The sequence below is a fragment of the Phycicoccus avicenniae genome (assembly GCF_050496545.1).
GTDB classification, from domain to species: domain Bacteria; phylum Actinomycetota; class Actinomycetes; order Actinomycetales; family Dermatophilaceae; genus Phycicoccus; species Phycicoccus avicenniae_A.
Genome location: NZ_JBNVZV010000021.1, coordinates 16,504 through 36,188, shown reverse-complemented (window position 1 = coordinate 36,188; position 19,685 = coordinate 16,504). Strand labels below are relative to the sequence as shown.

16 protein-coding genes and 1 riboswitch are annotated in these 19,685 nt (G+C 73.1%); of the genes, 10 read left to right on the top strand and 6 right to left on the bottom strand.

The genetic code is table 11. From position 1 onward, the window contains the following. Positions 1-73: 73 nt before the first annotated feature. A complete protein-coding gene (pcrA, locus tag ACQZ2A_RS16045; RefSeq protein WP_430213175.1) occupies positions 74-2,518 on the top strand; it encodes a DNA helicase PcrA in 2,445 nt (814 codons plus the stop codon). A 79-nt stretch (positions 2,519-2,597) separates the two neighbouring features. Here the strand turns inward: pcrA and ACQZ2A_RS16040 are convergent, their stop codons facing one another. After that, positions 2,598-3,377, bottom strand: coding sequence for a M23 family metallopeptidase (locus tag ACQZ2A_RS16040; protein ID WP_430213172.1), 780 nt, complete (start codon positions 3,375-3,377; stop codon positions 2,598-2,600). Between the two features lie 252 nt (positions 3,378-3,629). Next, positions 3,630-4,559, bottom strand: a complete 930-nt coding sequence (locus ACQZ2A_RS16035) for an esterase/lipase family protein (RefSeq protein WP_430213169.1) — start codon at positions 4,557-4,559, stop codon at positions 3,630-3,632. A 195-nt stretch (positions 4,560-4,754) separates the two neighbouring features. Between ACQZ2A_RS16035 and ACQZ2A_RS16030 the strand changes: the two genes are divergently transcribed. The 9 genes from ACQZ2A_RS16030 to purH all read left to right on the top strand — a co-directional run bounded on the left by ACQZ2A_RS16030 (position 4,755) and on the right by purH (position 16,552). Continuing rightward, positions 4,755-6,803 (top strand): M4 family metallopeptidase, encoded by a 2,049-nt coding sequence (locus ACQZ2A_RS16030; protein WP_430213167.1) that lies wholly within the window; start codon positions 4,755-4,757, stop codon positions 6,801-6,803. A 101-nt stretch (positions 6,804-6,904) separates the two neighbouring features. Continuing rightward, on the top strand, positions 6,905-8,374 hold the full coding sequence (locus ACQZ2A_RS16025) for a M28 family metallopeptidase (RefSeq protein WP_430213164.1): 1,470 nt from the start codon (positions 6,905-6,907) through the stop codon (positions 8,372-8,374). 116 nt (positions 8,375-8,490) lie between these two features. Continuing rightward, positions 8,491-10,062 (top strand): M4 family metallopeptidase, encoded by a 1,572-nt coding sequence (locus ACQZ2A_RS16020; RefSeq protein ID WP_430213160.1) that lies wholly within the window; start codon positions 8,491-8,493, stop codon positions 10,060-10,062. Positions 10,063-10,238: 176 nt separating this feature from the next. Continuing rightward, positions 10,239-11,417: an ADP-forming succinate--CoA ligase subunit beta gene (gene sucC, locus ACQZ2A_RS16015; RefSeq protein WP_430213157.1), complete on the top strand. Its 1,179-nt coding sequence runs from the start codon at positions 10,239-10,241 to the stop codon at positions 11,415-11,417. Positions 11,418-11,450: 33 nt separating this feature from the next. Beyond that, a complete protein-coding gene (sucD, locus tag ACQZ2A_RS16010) occupies positions 11,451-12,344 on the top strand; it encodes a succinate--CoA ligase subunit alpha (protein ID WP_430213154.1) in 894 nt (297 codons plus the stop codon). A gap of 148 nt (positions 12,345-12,492) precedes the next feature. Beyond that, on the top strand, positions 12,493-13,737 hold the full coding sequence (locus ACQZ2A_RS16005) for a cell division protein PerM (RefSeq protein ID WP_430213151.1): 1,245 nt from the start codon (positions 12,493-12,495) through the stop codon (positions 13,735-13,737). After that, positions 13,734-14,318 (top strand): phosphoribosylglycinamide formyltransferase, encoded by a 585-nt coding sequence (gene purN / locus ACQZ2A_RS16000; protein WP_430213149.1) that lies wholly within the window; start codon positions 13,734-13,736, stop codon positions 14,316-14,318. Before ACQZ2A_RS16005 ends, purN begins: the two co-directional genes overlap by 4 nt. Continuing rightward, positions 14,309-14,734, top strand: a complete 426-nt coding sequence (locus ACQZ2A_RS15995; RefSeq protein ID WP_430213146.1) for a pyridoxamine 5'-phosphate oxidase family protein — start codon at positions 14,309-14,311, stop codon at positions 14,732-14,734. Before purN ends, ACQZ2A_RS15995 begins: the two co-directional genes overlap by 10 nt. 79 nt (positions 14,735-14,813) lie before the next feature. Next, positions 14,814-14,892, top strand: a riboswitch (ZMP/ZTP riboswitch). A gap of 31 nt (positions 14,893-14,923) precedes the next feature. After that, complete coding sequence (purH, locus tag ACQZ2A_RS15990) at positions 14,924-16,552, top strand: bifunctional phosphoribosylaminoimidazolecarboxamide formyltransferase/IMP cyclohydrolase (protein ID WP_430213143.1); 1,629 nt, start codon at positions 14,924-14,926, stop codon at positions 16,550-16,552. 24 nt (positions 16,553-16,576) lie between these two features. Here the strand turns inward: purH and ACQZ2A_RS15985 are convergent, their stop codons facing one another. The 4 genes from ACQZ2A_RS15985 to gntA form a co-directional block, all read right to left on the bottom strand. Then, entirely contained in the window at positions 16,577-17,368 is a 792-nt protein-coding gene (locus tag ACQZ2A_RS15985) for a formate/nitrite transporter family protein (protein ID WP_430213140.1), read from the bottom strand. A gap of 63 nt (positions 17,369-17,431) precedes the next feature. Then, positions 17,432-18,016 (bottom strand): hypothetical protein, encoded by a 585-nt coding sequence (locus ACQZ2A_RS15980; protein WP_430213137.1) that lies wholly within the window; start codon positions 18,014-18,016, stop codon positions 17,432-17,434. Between the two features lie 137 nt (positions 18,017-18,153). Then, positions 18,154-18,825 (bottom strand): DUF1989 domain-containing protein, encoded by a 672-nt coding sequence (locus ACQZ2A_RS15975; RefSeq protein WP_430213134.1) that lies wholly within the window; start codon positions 18,823-18,825, stop codon positions 18,154-18,156. Continuing rightward, positions 18,822-19,592, bottom strand: a complete 771-nt coding sequence (gene gntA, locus ACQZ2A_RS15970; protein WP_430213131.1) for a guanitoxin biosynthesis heme-dependent pre-guanitoxin N-hydroxylase GntA — start codon at positions 19,590-19,592, stop codon at positions 18,822-18,824. The genes ACQZ2A_RS15975 and gntA overlap by 4 nt, the downstream gene beginning before the upstream one ends. Positions 19,593-19,685: the final 93 nt, after the last annotated feature.

Here is a 19,685-nt window from a genome sequence, read left to right as displayed (position 1 = left end):
ACCGGTCAGCGGCCCGGGGGGCTTTCCACGGGTCGGAGGGCCGTCGGGGCCGGGACGTAGGGTGGACCCCGAGATGAGCACCCTCTTCGACGGCCTCGACTTCGGTACCGGCCAGCCCCCGCACGTCGACCCCGCCACCCACACGAGCGCCCACGCGGCCCTCGTCAACGCGGCGGGTGTCCCGACGTGGGCGGAGGCGGCGGCCGAGGGGCGTGGGCCCGAGGGCGGGCCGGGTGCGCGCCCCCGGCTCGACACCGGCGAGCTCCTCGCCGGCCTGAACCCGCAGCAGCGCGAGGCCGTCCTCCACGAGGGTCCGCCGCTGCTCATCGTCGCCGGTGCCGGCTCCGGCAAGACGCGCGTGCTCACGGTCCGCATCGCCCACCTGCTCGCCGACCGCGGGGTCCAGCCCGGCCAGGTGCTGGCCATCACCTTCACGAACAAGGCCGCCGCCGAGATGCGCGAGCGGGTCGCCGACCTCGTGGGTCCGCGCGCCAAGGCGATGTGGGTGATGACCTTCCACAGCGCCTGCGTGCGCATCCTGAGGCGGGAGGCCGACAAGGTCGGGCTGCGCTCGCAGTTCTCCATCTACGACGCCGCCGACAGCCAGCGGCTGATGGCGATGGTCCTGCGCGACATGGACCTCGACCCCAAGCGCTACAACCCGCGCGCCTTCGGCCACCAGGTGTCCAACCTGAAGAACGAGCTCGTCGACGAGGAGACCTTCGCGCGGCGCATCTCCGAAGAGGGGACGCACCAGGAGCAGGTGCTCAGCGAGGCCTACACCGAGTACCAGCGCCGGCTGCGCCAGGCCAACGCCATGGACTTCGACGACCTCATCATGACGACGGTCCACATGTTCCAGGCCTTCCCCGACGTCGCCGAGCACTACCGGCGCCGCTTCCGGCACGTGATGGTCGACGAGTACCAGGACACCAACCACGCGCAGTACCAGCTGGTCAAGGAGCTCGTCGGCTCCGACGAGACGCGGACCGAGCACGGCGTCGAGCCCAGCGAGCTCGTCGTCGTCGGTGACGCCGACCAGTCGATCTACGCGTTCCGCGGCGCCACGATCCGCAACATCGAGGAGTTCGAGGAGGACTACCCGCAGGCGCGGACCATCCTCCTCGAGCAGAACTACCGCTCCACGCAGACCATCCTGCGGGCGGCCAACGCGGTCATCGCCCGCAACGAGGGCCGGCGCGCCAAGAACCTCTGGACCGACAGCGGCGACGGCTCGCGGATCATCGGGTACGTCGCCGACAACGAGCACGACGAGGCCTCGTTCGTGGCCCGCGCCATCGACCGCCTCGGCGACGACCACGGTGTGCGTCCCGGCGACGTCGCGGTGTTCTACCGCACCAACGCCCAGAGCCGTGCGCTGGAGGAGGTGTTCGTGCGGGTCGGGTTGCCCTACAAGGTGGTCGGCGGCACGCGCTTCTACGAGCGCCGCGAGGTCAAGGACGCCCTGGCCTACCTGCGGGTGCTCTCCAACCCCACCGACACCGTCAACCTGCGGCGCATCCTCAACGTGCCGAAGCGCGGCATCGGCGACCGGGCCGAGGCCTGCGTCGCGGCGCTGGCCGACCGCGAGCGCATCCCCTTCGTCGCCGCGCTCGGCCGGGCCGAGGACGCCCCGGGCATCGCCACCCGGTCGGTCGCCGCCATCGCCGGCTTCACCGCCATCCTCGAGGACCTCGGGAAGGTCCGCGACGACGAGGAGGCCGGCGTCTCCGACCTCCTCGAGGCCATCCTCGACCGCAGCGGCTACCTCGCCGAGCTCCGCGACAGCCGCGACCCCCAGGACGAGACGCGCGTCGAGAACCTCGCCGAGCTCGTCGCCGTGGCCCGCGAGTTCGACGACGCCCGCCGCGAGACCGGCGAGGTCATCGCCCTCGAGGACTTCCTCGAGCAGGTCTCGCTCGTCGCCGACGCCGACGAGATCCCCGACACCGAGGAGGCCGAGCAGGCCGGGGTCGTCACGCTCATGACGCTGCACACCGCCAAGGGCCTGGAGTTCCCCGTCGTGTTCCTCACCGGGATGGAGGACGGCACCTTCCCGCACCTGCGCAGCCTCGGCGACGCCAAGGAGCTCGAGGAGGAGCGCCGGCTCGCCTACGTCGGCATCACGCGCGCGCGCGAGCGGCTGCACCTGTCCCGCGCTGCCGTCCGATCGGCCTGGGGCTCACCGCAGTACAACCCGCCGTCGCGCTTCCTCGACGAGATCCCCGCCGAGCTCGTCGAGTGGGAGCGTGAGCTCTCCGGCGCCGCGGCGGTCGGCCGGCGCGACCAGCGCCCCGCGGTCGCCACGCTCGCCGCGCGCCCCGGAGTGCGCTCGCCCGGCAACCGCCCGATCATCCAGCTCGCGCCCGGTGACCGCGTCACCCACGACACCTACGGCCTCGGCTCGGTCGTGCGGACGATGGGGGAGGGCGACAAGACCCAGGCCGAGGTCGACTTCGGCGGCGAGCTCGGGGTCAAGCGCTTCGTGCTGCGCTTCGCGCCGCTCGAGAAGCTCTAGCCGCCCGGGAGACGACGAGACCCCGGCGTGGTGCGCCGGGGTCGTCCGTCGGGTGGGGGTGCGGTGCGCACCCCGGGGCTCACCAGAGCCCGTGGTCCTTGAGCCAGGGCACGGGGTCGAGGGGGCTGTCGCTGGCGGTCGTGCGCTGGAACTCGAGGTGCAGGTGCGAGCCGAAGCTGTGGCCGGTGTTGCCGACGAGCCCGACCTGGGTGCCCGGGAGGACCTCCTCGCCGGACTGGACGTCGATGCGGCTCATGTGGCCGTACCAGGAGATGCTGCCGTCCCAGTAGAGGATCTCGACCTTGTAGCCGAAGCTGTCCTCCCAGCCCGCCTTGATGACGGTGCCCTTGGACATCGCGTAGAGCGGGGTGCCGGTGGGGGCGCCGAGGTCGATGCCGTCGTGCGTCTTGCCCCAGCGCCAGCCGTAGCCGGAGGTGATGTTCCAGGTGTGGATCGGGCGGACCCACTTCTTGGCGCGCTTGGCGGCCTCCGCCTTGGCCTTGGCCTCGGCGTCGGCCTTGCGCTGCGCGGCGCGGGCCGCGCGGACCTGGGCCTCGACCCGGCCCTGGAGCGCCGCGGACTGCATCGCGGCGTCCTGGCGGCGGGAGGCGATCTCGGTGACGGCCTGGTCGGCGGCAGCCTCCTGGGTGCGCGCCATGGCGGTCTGCTGGCCGGTGAGGTCGAAGGGCTGCGGGGCCGACTCGGCGACGGTGGCGCCGGTGGCGGTCACGACGAGGGCTGCGGCGGCGGTCGTCGGCAGGACGAAGCCGGAGCTCAGTGCTCGGGGGAGACGCGCACGACGCTGCTGGACGCGGTGGCGTCCGGCGTAGTGGCGCCCGGTGTAGTTCCGGGAACTCACGACGAGGTGGACCTTCGGGTGGGGGCAGGGGACCTGGCGGGGCCGGTACACCGTACCGTGACCATTCCGTGACACAAACCCGTGTCCACAGGGACGGGCGGGACGGGCGAGGTGTCGAACCCCTGACCCCCCGCCTGACCTGCGCAAACGCTCTCGCGACGTGGTGCAGGTCACCTGAGAGCCGCTCTCAGGAATTTTCCACAGCGTGGATATCCGGGGGTGTCGCCGGCTCCGACGGCACCGCCCGAGGCGTCAGCGACGCCGGCCGAGCGGGGTGACGCCGCGTCGCAGCGTGGCGCCGTCGACGTCGAGCTGCGCCAGGGCGGCCGAGATGCCGTGGACGACGTCCCCGAGCATCGGCAGGGTCAGGTGGCCCGCGCCGTGCAGCCGGACCGTGCGCGCCGCGAGGTCGGGGTGGCGCAGCGCCGCCGACTCCCGCGGCACGATCGCCACGTCGCTGTCGGACCAGTAGGCGACGAACCGGGTGCGGCAGCCGCGCACCGGCCGGGCCAGCTCGCGCATCAGCCCGCTGCCGGGTCGCATCTGGCGCATCAGCCGGGTGGGGACGGCGTAGGCCGCCCAGGTGCCCTCGTGCGGGGTGCCGAGGGTGACGAGGGTGTGCACGCGCGCGTCCCCGCCGAGGCGGGTCACGTAGTACCGCGCGATGAGGCCCCCGAGGCTGTGGCCGATGACGTGGATCCGCTCGAAGCCGGTCTCCGCGCAGACGGCCTCGACCTCCTCGGCGAGGCGCAGGGCCGCGGTCCGGACGTCGGTGGCCAGGGTGGCGTAGTTCATCGCGTAGACGTTGGAGAACCCGCGTCGGGTGAGGCCGCGGCGCAGCACGGTGAAGATCGAGCGGTTGCTGACGATGCCGTGCACGAGCAGGATCGGCGTCCCCGCCGCCTCGACGTCGGAGACGAGCAGGCCGCGCTGCACCGGCGGCAGGTGCTCGAGGCGGTAGGCGGGTCGCCCGCGGTCGGGCCCGCCCTGCACCAGGCCGACGGGCCAGGTGAGCAGGTGGGCGCCGAGCCAGACCGCCTCCACGGCGGCCCCGGCCAGCACGGCCGGGTCGGCGAGGTCCCGGACCGCGCGGCCCAGGCGTGCGGGCAGCCGGGCCGGCGGGTCCGCGACCGCACGGGTCACGGACCCGACGTCACGATTCTCCTGCGCGGCACCGGGCATGGCGGGTTCACTGTAGGTGTGCCACGACGGGTCCGGTAGAGCCGGTCCGTAGGTCAAGGTCTCGTCGGGCAGCAGTAAAGAGTTCCGTCGCCGGGGTCAATTCTTCGCAAGAAGTGTTGTCCTGGAGCCTGTCGCAGGACGAGGTTTCCCCTCGTGCCCGGACCCGGGCGCACTACCCGAAGGAGAACCCCGACCGTGAGACGACTCACCACCGGCCTTGCCCTGGGCGCGGCCCTCACGACCCTCGTCGCCGGCGTGCCCGCCGCGACGGCCGTCGGCACCACCCCTGCCGCGGCGCGCCCGGCGGCCGCCACCCCCGGCCCCGACCACGCCGCCCTCGGCCTCGCCTCGGGCGAGAAGCTCGTCCCCCGAGCGGTCCTCACCGACCGCGACGGCACCACCCACACCCGGTACGACCGCACCTGGAACGGCCTGCGCGTCCTCGGCGGCGACCTCGTCGTCGAGAAGAGCAAGGCCGGCGCGCTCGAGGAGGTCCGCTACAACGCGGGCCGCAAGAGCGTCGCGGCGAAGACCACGACGCCGACGGTCTCCCGCACGACCGCCGTCGCGGCCGGCACGGAGCGCTCGAAGGCCCGCGGCGAGAAGAGCCAGGGCGAGCTCGTCGTCTGGGCCGGCACGGGCACCCCGCGCCTCGCCTACGACGTCGTGACCACGGGCGTCAAGGCCGACCAGACCCCCAGCCGCCTGCACACGGTCGTCGACGCCGGCTCCGGCGCGGTCATCACGAGCTGGGACGAGATCGTCAACGGCACGGGCAACTCCCAGTACTCCGGCACGGTCACCCTCAACACGATCCAGAGCGGCACCACCTGGCAGCTCAAGGACAGCCGCGGCAACTACACGACCGACCTCAACGGCTCGACGAGCGCGACGGCCGCCGGCACGCTCTTCACCGACGCGGACAACGTCTGGGGCAACGGCACGACGACGAACCGGCAGACCGCCGGGGTCGACGCGCAGTACGGCGCCGAGAAGACGTACGACTACTACAACACCGTCCTCGGGCGCGCCGGCATCTGGAACAACGGCACCGGCGCCCGCAGCCGGGTCCACTACGGCAACGGCTACGTCAACGCCTTCTGGGACGGCACCCAGATGACCTACGGCGACGGCGCGGGCAACACCAAGCCGCTGACCTCGATCGACGTCGCCGCCCACGAGATGAGCCACGGCGTCACCGAGAACACCGCCGGTCTGGTCTACTCCGGTGACGCGGGCGGCCTCAACGAGGCGACGTCCGACATCTTCGGCACGGCCGTGGAGTTCTACGCCAACAGCACCGCCGACCCGGGCGACTACCTCATCGGCGAGAAGATCAACATCAACGGCAACGGCACCCCGCTGCGCTACATGGACAAGCCGTCCAAGGACGGCGCGAGCCAGGACTGCTGGACCACGGGCACGAAGAACCTCGACCCGCACTACTCCTCGGGCCCGCTGAACCACTGGTTCTACCTGGCCTCCGAGGGCTCGGGTGCCAAGACGGTCAACGGTGTCTCGTACAACAGCCCCACCTGCAACGCCTCCACCGTCGTCGGCGCGGGCCGCGCGAACATCGAGAAGGTCTGGTACCGCACCCTCTCGACCAAGCTGACGTCGACGAGCAACTACCAGGCCGCCCGTGAGGGCGCGATCGCCTCGGCCAAGGAGCTCTTCCCGACCAACGCCGCGGTCTGCACCGCTGTCCAGGGTGCGTTCGACGCGATCTCGGTCCCGGCCGGCACGCAGTCCTGCTCCGGCGGCACGACCCCGCCGCCCACCGGTGGGAACCTCCTCCAGAACGCGGGCTTCGAGTCCGGCGCGACGGTCTGGTCCGGTACCGCCGGTCCGATCACGAACAACACCGGCCGCCCGGCGCGCTCGGGCACCTGGAAGATGTGGCTCGGCGGCAACGGCTCGGCGACCACCGAGACCGAGAGCCAGACGGTGACCATCCCGGCGAGCGCCACCTCGGCGGCGCTGACCTTCTGGGTGCGCATCGACACGGCGGAGACGACCACGTCCTCGGCGTACGACACGATGAAGGCGCAGGTCGTCGTGAACGGCACGACGACGACCCTCGGCACGTACAGCAACCTCAACAAGAACGCCTCGTACGTGCAGAAGTCCTTCAACCTGACGGCCTACAAGGGCCAGGCGGTCACGGTGCGCTTCACGAGCACCGAGGACGTCACGCTCCAGACGTCGTTCGTCGTCGACGACACGGCGCTCACGGTGAGCTGACCGACCCACCACCACCGCTCCACGACGGGCCGGCGCGCCACCGCGCGCCGGCCCGTCGCCACACCCGCGCCCACCCGGCGCCCCCAGCCGAAGGACTCCCCATGCCCGCACGCCCCCACGCCCCGGCCCTGATGGCCGCCGCCGGCCTCGCCGCAGCCCTCGTCGTGGCACCACTCACCGCGGCCGCCGCCGCACCCACCGACCGGGCGGCTGCGCCCGCCGCGGCACCCGCCGCCGCGCTCGCCGACCCCGACATCGACGTCGCGAAGGTCCGCGCCCACCTCGACCGGCTCTCGGCCATCGCCGCCGCCAACGGCGGCAACCGCGCCACCGGCCGGTCGGGCTACCAGGCCTCGGTCGACTACGTGAAGGCCACGCTCGACGCGGCCGGCTACACGACCCAGGTGCAGTCGTTCTCGACGTCGTCGGGCACGTCGTACAACGTCGTCGCCACCCTCGCCGGCACCGACCCCAGCCGGGTCGTGATGGCCGGTGCCCACCTCGACAGCGTCAGCGCCGGCCCGGGCATCAACGACAACGGCAGCGGCACGGCCGGCGTGCTCGAGACGGCGGTGCAGTACGCGGCCTCCGGGCAGAGGCCCCGCAACACCCTGCGCTTCGGGTTCTGGGGCGCCGAGGAGCAGGGCCTGCTCGGGTCCAAGGCGTACGTCGCGAGCCTCTCGGCCGCCGAGAAGGCGAAGATCGCGCTGTACCTCAACATCGACATGATCGGCTCGCCCAACCCCGGCTACTTCGTCTACGACGACAACGCCGCCGGCAACGCGGTGCGCGACGAGATCACCGCCTGGTACACGGCCAAGGGCATCCCGTCGGAGTACATCGACGTCCAGGGCCGCAGCGACCACGCCGCCTTCCGGGCCGCCGGTCTCCCGACGGCGGGCATCTTCAGCGGTGCCGAGACCCTCAAGACCACCGCCCAGGCGCAGAAGTGGGGAGGGACGGCCGGGCGCGCGTTCGACCCCTGCTACCACCGCTCCTGCGACACCCTCGCCAACCTCGACACCACGTCCCTGGACCGCGGTGCCGACCTCGTCGGGGCGATCGTCACGCGGTACGCCGCGAAGGACTACGGCACGACGATTCCGCCGACCGTCGGCAACCTCCTCCAGAACGCCGGGTTCGAGTCCGGCGCCACCGTCTGGACCGGCACGGCGGGGCCGATCACGAACAGCGCGTCGCGCCCGGCCCGCACCGGCAGCTGGAAGCTGTGGCTCGGAGGCAACGGCTCGGCCGGTACCGAGACGGTGAACCAGACCGTCACCGTCCCGTCGACCGCCACGGCGGCGGCCCTCACCTTCTGGCTGCGCACCGACACCGCCGAGACGGGCACCACCGTCTACGACACGATGCGCGCCCAGGTCGTCGACGGCTCCACGGTGACGACCCTCGGCACGTTCTCCAACGTCGCGCCCAACGCGACGTACACGCAGAAGTCCTTCAGCCTGCTGCCGTGGAAGGGCCGCGCGGTCACCATCCGGTTCACCGCCACCGAGGACTCCTCGGCGCAGACCTCCTTCGTCGTCGACGACACGGCGGTGACCGTCGGCTGACGCCGCACACCCGAGGACTTCCTGAGAAGCCTTCAGCCGCACCGGATGCGGATGCCCACACCCCGATTCACGATGAACCGCGTCGCGACCCGCGACCCCCACCCACAGGAGAGTCCATGAGTTCTCGCCTCGTCACCGGTTCCGTCCTCGCCGCGGCGGTCGCCGCCGCCGTCGTCGGATCCGTCCCCACGGCCGCTGCCGCCCCGAGCCCGCGCCCGGACACCGCCCGGGCCGCCGAGCAGCAGGACGCGCCCGCCACCGGCCGCGCCCTCGGCCTCGGTGCAGACCAGCGCCTCACGGTGCGCTCGGTGCTCACCGACGCCGACGGCACGCGGCACGTCCGCTACGACCGCACGGTCGACGGCCTGCGCGTCGTCGGTGGCGACCTCGTCGTCGACAAGGACCGCGCGGGCACGGTCCGCTCCGAGCGCCTCGCCGCCGGACGGTCGGTCGCCCCGGCGAGCACGACCCCCACGGTCGCGGCGAGCGCAGCGGAGGCGACGGCCCGCAAGGGCGCGGGCTACCGCGTCGACGGCGCGAGCAGCGAGCTCGTCGTCCACGCCGCCTCGGGTGCACCGCGGCTCGCCTGGGAGGTGACGACGACCGGCGTGCGCGCCAGCCAGACGCCCAGCCGCCTCCGCACCTGGGTCGACGCCCGGACCGGTGCCGTCATCGACAGCGCCGAGACCATCGTCGAGGGCACCGGCAACACGCAGTACAGCGGCACGGTCACCCTCAACACGACCGGAACCGCCGGCGCGTACAAGCTGCGCGACACCCACGGCAACTACACGACGGACCTCAACGGCGCGACGACCGGGACCGGCACCGAGTTCACCGACGCCGACGACGTCTGGGGCACCGGCAGCGTGAGCAGCCGTCAGACCGCCGCCGCCGACGCCCAGTGGGGTGCGCAGGAGACGTACGACTACTACAGCTCGGTCCTCGGCCGGGCCGGCATCTGGAACAACGGGACCGGTGCCCGTAGCCGGGTCCACTACGGCAACGCCTACGTCAACGCCTTCTGGGACGGCACCCAGATGACCTACGGCGACGGCCAGGGCAACGTCAAGCCGCTGACGTCGATCGACGTCGCGGGGCACGAGATGAGCCACGGCGTCACCGAGAACACGGCGGGCCTGAACTACCGCGGTGAGTCCGGCGGCCTCAACGAGGCGACCTCGGACATCTTCGGCACCGCCGTCGAGTTCCACGCGGCGAGCGCCGCCGACCCGGGCGACTACCTCATCGGCGAGAAGATCGACATCAACGGCAACGGCACCCCGCTGCGCTACATGGACAAGCCGAGCCGTGACGGCCGCAGCGCCGACTGCTGGAGCAAGTCGGTCGGCCGGCTCGACGTCCACTACTCCTCGGGCCCGCTGAACCACTGGTTCTACCTCGTCTCCGAGGGCTCGGGCGCCAAGACCGTGAACGGCGTGGCCTACAACAGCCCGACGTGCGACGGCTCGACGATGGCGGGCGTCGGCCACGACGTCGCCGAGAAGGTCTGGTACCGCACGCTGAGCACCAAGCTCGTGTCGTCCAGCAACTACGCGTCGGCGCGCGAGGGCGCGATCGCCTCGGCCAAGGAGCTCTACGGCCGCGGCAGCGCCCAGTGCCTCGCCGTGGAGAAGGGCTTCTCGGCGATCGCCGTCAAGGCGGGGTCGCAGACCTGCAGCAGCTGACCCGTCCACCCCGCCGGCCGGCGCGTCCTCCTCGGAGGGCGCGCCGGTCGCCGCGTGAGGGAGCCGCCCGGCGTGAGATCGGCCCCATCGGGCTCCCCGGGTCGGCCCCGTGGCCCGGGCCGCACTAGAGTCCCCTGTCGGACCACCCACCGCCGACAGTGAGGACGGATCGCCTCGTGGACCTCTTCGAGTACCAGGCCCGTGACATGTTCGAGAAGCACGGTGTGCCCGTGCTCGCCGGGGCCGTCGCCACGACGCCCGAGGAGGCGAGGGAGGCGGCCGAGCGCATCGGCACCGCGAGCGGCGGCGTCACCGTCGTCAAGGCCCAGGTGAAGACCGGTGGGCGCGGCAAGGCCGGTGGCGTGAAGGTCGCGAAGTCCACCGACGAGGCGGAGGAGCACGCGCGCGCCATCCTCGGCATGGACATCAAGGGCCACACCGTGCACCGCGTGATGATCGCTCAGGGCGCCCGCATCGCCGAGGAGTACTACTTCTCGATCCTGCTCGACCGCGCGAACCGCACCTACCTCGCGATGTGCAGCAAGGAGGGCGGGATGGAGATCGAGCAGCTCGCCGTCGAGCGCCCCGAGGCCCTCGCGCGCGTCGTCGTCGACCCCAACACCGGCATCGACGACGCCAAGGCCCGCGAGATCGTGGAGGCCGCCGGCTTCGAGGGCGACGTCGCCGCGAAGATCGAGCCGGTCCTCAAGACCCTGTGGACCGTCTACCGCGACGAGGACGCCACGCTCGTCGAGGTCAACCCGCTCGTGAAGACCGAGGACGGCGAGATCGTCGCCCTCGACGGCAAGGTCTCGCTCGACGCGAACGCCGACTTCCGCCACCCCGACCACGAGGCCCTCGAGGACTCCGCCGCCGCCGACCCGCTCGAGGCCGCGGCCAAGGAGAAGGGCCTCAACTACGTCAAGCTCGACGGCTCGGTCGGCATCATCGGCAACGGCGCCGGGCTCGTGATGAGCACCCTCGACGTCGTCGCGTACGCCGGCGAGGAGTTCGGCGGCCAGAAGCCGGCCAACTTCCTCGACATCGGCGGCGGCGCCTCCGCCGAGGTGATGGCCAACGGGCTGCACATCATCCTCGGCGACGAGCAGGTGAAGTCGGTGTTCGTCAACGTCTTCGGCGGCATCACCTCGTGCGACGCGGTGGCCAACGGCATCGTCGGTGCGCTCGACGCCCTCGGCGACGAGGCGACCAAGCCGCTCGTCGTCCGGCTCGACGGCAACAACGTCGAGGAGGGCCGCCGCATCCTCGCCGAGCGCGACCACCCGCTCGTCACCATCGAGGCGACGATGGACGGCGCCGCGCGCAAGGCCGCCGAGCTGGCCTCCCAGAACTGACCCCGAGCGAGCGAGAAGAGAGAACAGACACCCATGGCCATCTTCCTCACCGCGGACTCCAAGGTCATCGTCCAGGGCATGACCGGCTCCGAGGGCATGAAGCACACGCAGCGGATGCTGCGCTCCGGCACCGCGATCGTCGGCGGCGTCAACCCCCGCAAGGCCGGCACCGACGTCGAGTTCGAGGGCGGCGTGTCCGTCCCGGTCTTCGGCACGGTCGCCGAGGCGATGGAGAAGACGGGTGCCGACGTCAGCGTCGCGTTCGTCCCCGCCGCCTTCACCAAGGCCGCCGCCGTCGAGGCGATCGACGCGGGCATCCCGCTGCTCGTCGTCATCACCGAGGGCGTCGCCGTCAAGGACACCGCCGAGTTCTACAACTACGCGCAGGAGAAGGGCGGCACCCGGATCATCGGCCCGAACTGTCCCGGCCTGATCAGCCCCGGTGCGTCGAACGCCGGGATCATCCCCGCCGACATCTCCGGCTCGGGCCGCATCGGCCTGGTCTCGAAGTCCGGCACGCTGACCTACCAGATGATGTACGAGCTGCGGGACTTCGGCTTCTCCTCGGCCGTCGGCATCGGTGGCGACCCGGTCATCGGGACGACGCACATCGACTGCCTCGAGGCCTTCGAGAACGACCCCGAGACCGACGCCATCGTCATGATCGGCGAGATCGGCGGCGACGCCGAGGAGCGCGCGGCGGCCTACATCAAGGACCACGTGACCAAGCCGGTCGTCGGTTACGTCGCCGGCTTCACCGCCCCCGAGGGCAAGACGATGGGCCACGCCGGCGCCATCGTCTCCGGCTCGTCGGGCACCGCGCAGGCCAAGAAGGAGGCCCTCGAGGCCGCCGGGGTCAAGGTCGGCAAGACGCCGTCGGAGACCGCGGGCCTGATGCGCGAGATCATGCAGGGGCTCGGCGCCTGACGCCGCCCCACCCGGCGGACGAACCCGTCGAGAGTACAGAACACGCCGTGTGCGCCGAGGTGCATGCGGCGTGTTCCGTACTCTCGACGGGTGGGGTCGCGGCGCGGCTCCGACGCGGCGCGGGGCCGGTGTCGCAGACTGGTGCGCGATGACCGTGACCGACCGCCTGCGTGCCGCCCTGCCGGGGTCCGACGACCCGCCGGAGGGCTCCGGCTCCCCGTGGGGGCCCGGCTGGCGACGGTCGGGCCTCATCGGCGTCCTCACCGGTCTGGTCAGCGCCCTCGTCGTGGTCGGGCCGGTGCTCCTCGCGTGGAGCACCGACCCGCGCTCGGCCGCCTCCGCGGGTGACGCCGCGGCCGTGGGCTGGGCCCTCTGGCTGCTCGCCGGCGGTGCCCATCTCGGCGTCGGGGGAGCGACCGTCTCGATGGTCCCGCTGCTCGCCCTCGGCGTGCTCGTGCTCCTGGCGCGGTTCGGCGCCCGCGAGGCGATGGTGCAGGTGAGCACGGAGGGCGAGCACTGGGCGGGGGTGCTGCCGCGCCCGCTCGCCGCCTCCGTCTCCGCCTGGTGGGCGGGGTACGCGCTCGTCGTGGCGGCGGGGTGGCTGCTGGCCGCCCAGGGCCCGTTCGTGCCGCGGCCGTGGAGCGTGCTCCTGCCGCTCGTGGGGGTGCCCGCGCTCGCCCTGGCGGTGGCGCTGCGGGCCGTGGGGCGTGACGACCCGGACGTCCTCGGCCCGCGCCTCGTGCCGGTGCTCCCCGACACCGTCCGCCGCGCGGTCGGCCCGGGGCTCGCCGGCGCAACCCTCCTCGTCTCCGTCGGGATGCTCGTCGTCCTCGGCGCCACCGCCCTCGCGTGGCCGCAGGTGGCCGCCGTCCAGGCCGAGCTCGGCGCCACCGGCGGCGGGTCGGCGGTGCTCCTCGGCGCGCAGGCGGCCGGCCTCGCGAACCTCGGCACGTGGGTCGTCTCGTTCGTGGCCGGACCCGGGTTCTCCGTCGTCGACGGCGCGAGCGTGTCGTGGGACGGCAGCGAGGGCGGCCTGCTCCCGATGCTCCCCGTCCTCGCCGCACTGCCGCAGCCGGGACGCTTCCCGGGCATCGTCGGCGTGGTGTGCGTGCTCCTCGTGGTGGCGGCCGGGGTGTGGGTCGGGCGGCGCGCGGTCGCCACCGTGGCCCGCCTGTCGCGGCTGCGCACCAAGGTCGCCGTCGCGACGTCGGCCTGCCTGGTGACCGCCGGGGCCATCGGGGTCCTCGACGCCGTCGGCGGGGGTTCGCTCGGGCAGTTCCGCCTGTCCTCCATCGGTGCCCCGGGTGGTGAGCTGGCGCTCGTGCTCTTCGCCGAGCTGCTCGTCGGGGCGCTCGCCTACGTCGCGCGCGACGCCTGGAGGCTGCGCCGGTGAGCGCCGGGCCGCTGCGCCTCGCGGTCCTCGTCTCCGGTTCCGGGACCAACCTGCAGGCCCTCCTCGACGGGGTCGCCGGTGGCGACGCCCCGTTCTCGGTGGTCGTCGTCGGGGCCGACCGGGACGGCACGGGGGGCGCCGAGCGCGCCGAGGGTGCGGGCATCCCGACCTTCGTCTGCCCCGTGGCGGACTTCGACGCGCGCTCGGAGTGGGATGCCGCGCTCGCCCGGCTGCTGGCGGAGCACGCGCCCGACCTCGTGGTCTCGGCCGGGTTCATGAAGGTCCTCGGGCCGGCGGTGCTCGATGCCTTCCGCGTGGTCAACACGCACCCGGCGCTCCTGCCGAGCTTCCCCGGCGCGCACGGGGTGCGCGACGCCCTGGCCCACGGGGTGCGCGTGACCGGGTGCACCTGCCACTGGGTCGACGCCGGTGTCGACACCGGGCCGATCATCGACCAGCGGGCGGTACGGGTCGAGGACGGCGACGACGTCGGGTCGCTGCACGAGCGGATCAAGGTGGAGGAGCGGGCGATGCTCGTCGAGGTCCTGACGGCGCTGGCGCGGGACCGGTCGTGGCGCTGACTCCCGCCGAGCTGCCCTCCGCGGCAGTCGAGTTCATGCGTGAGCGGCACCTCGCGACGCTGACGACACTCCGCCGCGACGGCAGCCCGCACGTCGTGCCGGTCGGGTTCACCTGGGATGCGGAGGCCCTCGTCGCCCGGGTCATCACGAGCCGGACGAGCGCGAAGGCGGTCCAGGCCCGCGCGGGTCGGCGGGCCGCGATCTCGCAGGTCGACCGGCGTCGCTGGCTCACCCTCGAGGGCGTCACGCGCGTGCTCGAGGACGCCGAGGCCGTGCGGGACGCCGAGGAGCGCTACGCCGTGCGCTACCGGCAGCCCCGGCCGAACCCGGAGCGGGTGGTCGTCGTGCTCGAGGTGGACCGGGTCCTCGGTGCCTCCTGGCCGGACCCGCTGCCCCCGTCCCCGTACGCCCGCTGACCCACACCCTCCCCGGAGTCGAGTGCGGAGGTGGCTGCCGGGGCGACCACGTCCGCACTCGACTCCGGGGATGGCTAGACTCTCGCTCGACGACTGGCGCGGGTGGGTCACCACCGGGGAGTTGAGCTGTCGGGGCATCGCCCGCCTGGGTGCCCCGGGCCGACCGCCCGACCCCGCAAGGAGCACACCATGTCCGCCGCCGTCTCAGCCCCCTGCCCCTCTGAGGACGTCCGTCCCGTCCGCCGCGCGCTCGTCTCCGTCTACGACAAGACCGGCCTGGAGGACCTCGTCCGCGGCCTGCACGACGCCGGGGTCGCCCTCGTCTCGACCGGCGGGAGCGCCGCGCTCATCGAGTCCCTCGGCCTGCCGGTCACCCGCGTCGAGGAGCTCACCGGCTTCCCCGAGTGCCTCGAGGGCCGGGTCAAGACCCTCCACCCGATGGTGCACGCCGGCCTGCTCGCCGACACCCGCAAGCCCGACCACCTCGCCCAGCTCGAGGACCTCGGTGTCGAGGCCTTCGAGCTCGTCGTCGTCAACCTCTACCCGTTCGCCGCGACCGTCGCCTCGGGAGCGGGCCCGGACGAGGTCGTCGAGCAGATCGACATCGGCGGCCCGTCGATGGTGCGCGCCGCCGCCAAGAACCACCCGAGCGTCGCCGTCGTCACCGACCCGTCCACCTACGGCGCCGTCCTCGACGCCGTGCGCGGTGGCGGCTTCACGCTCGAGCAGCGCAAGCGCCTCGCGGCCGAGGCCTTCGTGCACACCGCGACGTACGACGTCCACGTCGCCTCGTGGATGGGCAACGCCTACGTCGACACGAGCGACGGCACCGGCTTCCCGGCCTGGATGGGCGCGACGTGGAGCAAGTCGGCGACGCTGCGCTACGGCGAGAACCCGCACCAGCGAGCCGCCCTCTACACCAACGGTTTTCAACCGCAGCCGGCCCTCGCGCAGGCGAACCAGCTGCACGGCAAGGAGATGTCGTACAACAACTACCTCGACGCCGACGCCGCCGTGCGTGCCGCGTACGACCAGGGCGACCAGCCGACCGTGGCCGTCATCAAGCACGCCAACCCGTGCGGCATCGCCGTCGGCACGGACGTCGCCGACGCGCACCGCAGGGCCCACGCCTGCGACCCGGTGAGCGCCTTCGGCGGCATCATCGCGACCAACCGCCCGGTGACCGCCGAGATGGCGCGCACGGTCGCCGACATCTTCACCGAGGTCGTCGTCGCCCCCGGGTTCGAGCCCGAGGCGCTCGAGGTGCTCACGGCGAAGAAGAACATCCGGCTGCTCGAGTGCCCGGCGCCCGTGCGGGGCGGCGCCGAGGTCCGTCCCGTCTCCGGGGGACTGCTCGTCCAGCAGCGCGACACGGTCGAGGCCGAGGTCCGCGACGAGGACGGTGCGGTGACCGGCGGTGACGACGCCGCCCACTGGCGGCTGGTGGCCGGCGACGCGGCCGACGACGCCACCCTCGCCGACCTCCAGTTCGCCTGGCGCGCAGTCCGGGCCGTGAAGTCCAACGCCATCCTGCTGGCCCGCGACGGCGGCTCGGTCGGCATCGGCATGGGTCAGGTCAACCGCGTCGACTCCTGCCACCTCGCCGTGTCGCGCGCGGGGGAGGAGCGGGCCCGGGGCTCGGTCGCCGCCTCCGACGCGTTCTTCCCGTTCGCCGACGGGCTGCAGGTGCTGCTCGACGCCGGGGTGCGCGCGGTCGTGGCGCCGGGTGGCTCGATGCGTGACGCCGAGGTCGTCGAGGCGGCGCAGGCGGCCGGCATCACCCTCTACTTCACCGGGACCCGGCACTTCGCGCACTGACCCCGGTGCCGGGACGGGCGCGGGTCAGGTCGCCGTCGACCGCTCGCGCTCGTCCTCGACCCGCGGGGCGGAGCGCACGAGCCGCAGGAAGGTCACGAGGCCGACCCCGCCGGCGATGTTGCCGAGGCTCGCCCAGACGAGGGCGCCGGCGAACTGGGCGAGCGTGATGTCGGAGCCGGCGATGGCGGCGCCGATGATGAGGATCTGGTCGAGGACGGCGTGGAACAGCTCGGCGCCGACGAGCACGGCGCTGAAGAGCACGGCCGGCACGATCTTCACGCCCAGGCTGTCGGTGCCGTTCTGCATCCGCGTCATCAGCGTGATGACGAGGCCGCCGAGCACGGCGAGCATGAAGCTCTGCGCGGTGATGCCCAGCTCCGCGTAGTGCTCGCCGGTCTCGCGCGCGACCTCGGCGAGGTCGGGGCGCGCGACGAGGATGATCCACATGACGAGTGCGCCCCCGGCGATGTTCGTCACGAGCGTGACGGCCCACAGCCGCAGCAGGCGACCCCAGTTGCCCTTCTCCGCGACGGCGGTCGTCACGGGCACGAGGAAGTTCTCGGTGAAGAGCTCGCTGCGGGCGAGCAGCAGCGCGACGAACCCGACGGAGAAGGCGAGGGCGGCGAGCAGCTGGTTGCGGGTCTCGTGCTTGACCACGAGGTAGGCCAGGATGCCGACGCCGACGTCGATGCCCCCGAGCAGGCCGGTCGGGAGCAGCGTCCACAGGGGACGCTCGAGCCGGTCCCGGCCCTCGTCGAGGAGGCGCTCGAAGGCCTCGTCGATCTCCTCGTCCGGTTGCTCCTCGTCGACGTGCACCAGCGGAATGTAGCGCGCCGGGAGCGTGCCGACGAGCGACGACACCGCTGAGGACCGCGACGGTCAGTGCGGGAGCAGGCCGTCCGTGCGGGCCCCGAGCAGGCCGCTCCACTGGCAGCCGGTCCACAGCTCGAGCCGGGCGGGGTCGCGGGGTGACGGGTACCAGCCCGGGGGGTGCGGTGTGGGCAGGGGCGCGGCCCGGACCTCGCCGGAGGGCCGAAGGAACCAGAGCCCCGAAAGGTCCCAGACGACGGAGTGCCCGCGCTTCGGGCCGTTGCGCAGCCACCACGACGCGGTCCGCGGTCGCGAGGTCGTGTAGCCGAGCTCGATCTCGGTGACGAGCAGCCGGCCCCACCGGCGCAGGAGCAGGACGATCCCGGCCGCCGCCAGGACGAACCCGGGCAGCACGAGGGCGACGGCCGAGCCGGCCGACACCGTGGTCCGGCCCATCGCCTGCAGCCCCACGACGAACAGGACGAAGAAGGTGACCACCGCGAGCCCCACGTGGCGCAGGGCCGAGGCCGACGCCGGGCGCACGGTCACGGCCGGTGGCGTCGTCGGGACGCGGGGCGCGGTGGGGATGCGGGTGGGCGCGCCGGCTCCGGCCGGTCGGTGCGGGTCGGGCTGCGGGCCCAGGGTGGTGGTCACCGGCAGATCATCACCGGTGCCTGCCCATCCCGCAGGTGGTTCGGCGCGAGGCGGGCCGTTCAGCCGTCGAGTGCGGACGTGGCTGCCCCGGCGACCGCGTCCGCACTCACCACGTCAGCCGGCGCGCTCGACCCGCGTCAGCCGGCGCGCTCGACCCGCAGGTCGATGGGCGTGCAGGTCCCGTTGTTGGACTTCTCGGCCGAGCACGCGGTGACGCCGGCGACGAGGGGCACCCGGGCCTCGATGGTGAAGCGGTCGCCGGGGCGGGTCGGCGGCGGGTCGATGTGCAGCTCGCCACGCTCGTCGGTCCAGACGTCCATGAACACGTTGAGCGTCACCCCGATCCGGTCCGGGTCGACGCCGTACGGCTCGAGCGCGCCGACGAGGTTGGCGAAGCAGCTGGGGTGCGGGGCGCCGCCGAGGTCGGGGTAGAGGACGTCGAAGGTCGCCTGGCTGCAGGGGGTGAGCGTCAGGTCGTGGACGCCCACGGTGTCGTCGACGACCTCGGCGAGCCGTGTGCTGCGGTTGCTCCACAGCACCGACCCCGTCGAGACGTAGACCGAGTTGCCGAAGTCGGTCGTGCGGCCGGAGGAGAACTGCTCGGCGACGTCGTCGGCGGCCACCAGGTAGAGGTCGCTCACCTGCTCGCCGCACGGGTCGAGCAGGGTGAGCCGGTCCCCGGGCGCGAGCTCGACCGCCAGCCCGGTCTGCGGGGGGATGCGCCACCAGCCGTCGGCGGGACCGTCGGGCCCGCCGGCGTAGGGCGGCGCCTGCTCGGCGCGGGGGTACCGGGTGCGGGCGGGGTTCATGCGGGCTCCTCGTCGAGGGTGCGGGGGTGGAACGGCGGCGTCCAGCCGGCCGGGACCTGGCGGCCGGAGTACTGGAGCGCCTCGGACGACAGGCCGTGGTCGGCGACCATCGGGTTGATGCTGCCCTGGAGGTCGGTGTCCCGCCGGCGGATGGTGTCGCGCATCCGGGCGTAGCGGCCGTCGGCGCGCATCCGCTCGAACTGCTCGTGGAGGTTGAAGACGAGGGTCGGGACCGGCGCGCGCCGGGCGATGCGGGAGGCGTCCGGGTGCAGGCCGACGACGAAGAACGGGGTGCCGCCGACGCTGAACGCGAAGTGCGGGTCGACGGGGTCGTCGGCGACGGAGCCCGGCCACGGGGAGTCGTCGTGCTCGTGGAGGTGGCGCAGGGCCGCCCAGAGGTGGGTCTCGAAGGCGCGCTCTCCGGCCGGCGCCGGACCCCGGAAGCAGGCGACGAACGAGACGAGGTCGCCGGTGGGGTCGGCGGACGCTGCGAAGGCCCGGAGCCGGTCGCCGAGGACGTCGAGCGAGCCGCCGGGGGTGGTGTCCGTGAGGTCGTCGAGGACGACGGAGGTCACCGCGGATCGGCGGAAGACCGACCGCGCGCCGAGGCAGGGGTACTCGGGGTGGGCGACCATGGCCGCGAGGGACGAGACGACGCCGTCGGCGGGCGCCTCCTCGAGGTGCTCGAGGCGACGGTCGGCGAGCACCTGCTCGAGCGGAACGGGGGGCGGGGCGGGGAGGGGGACGGCGTCGGGGAGGGCTGGCACCCCAACGTCCTACCCACGGGTATCGCCGCTCATGCGGGCGTCGCCGCAGGTCAGGACCGCGACGGGCGGTCAGGCCCCCGCCTCGCCACCAGG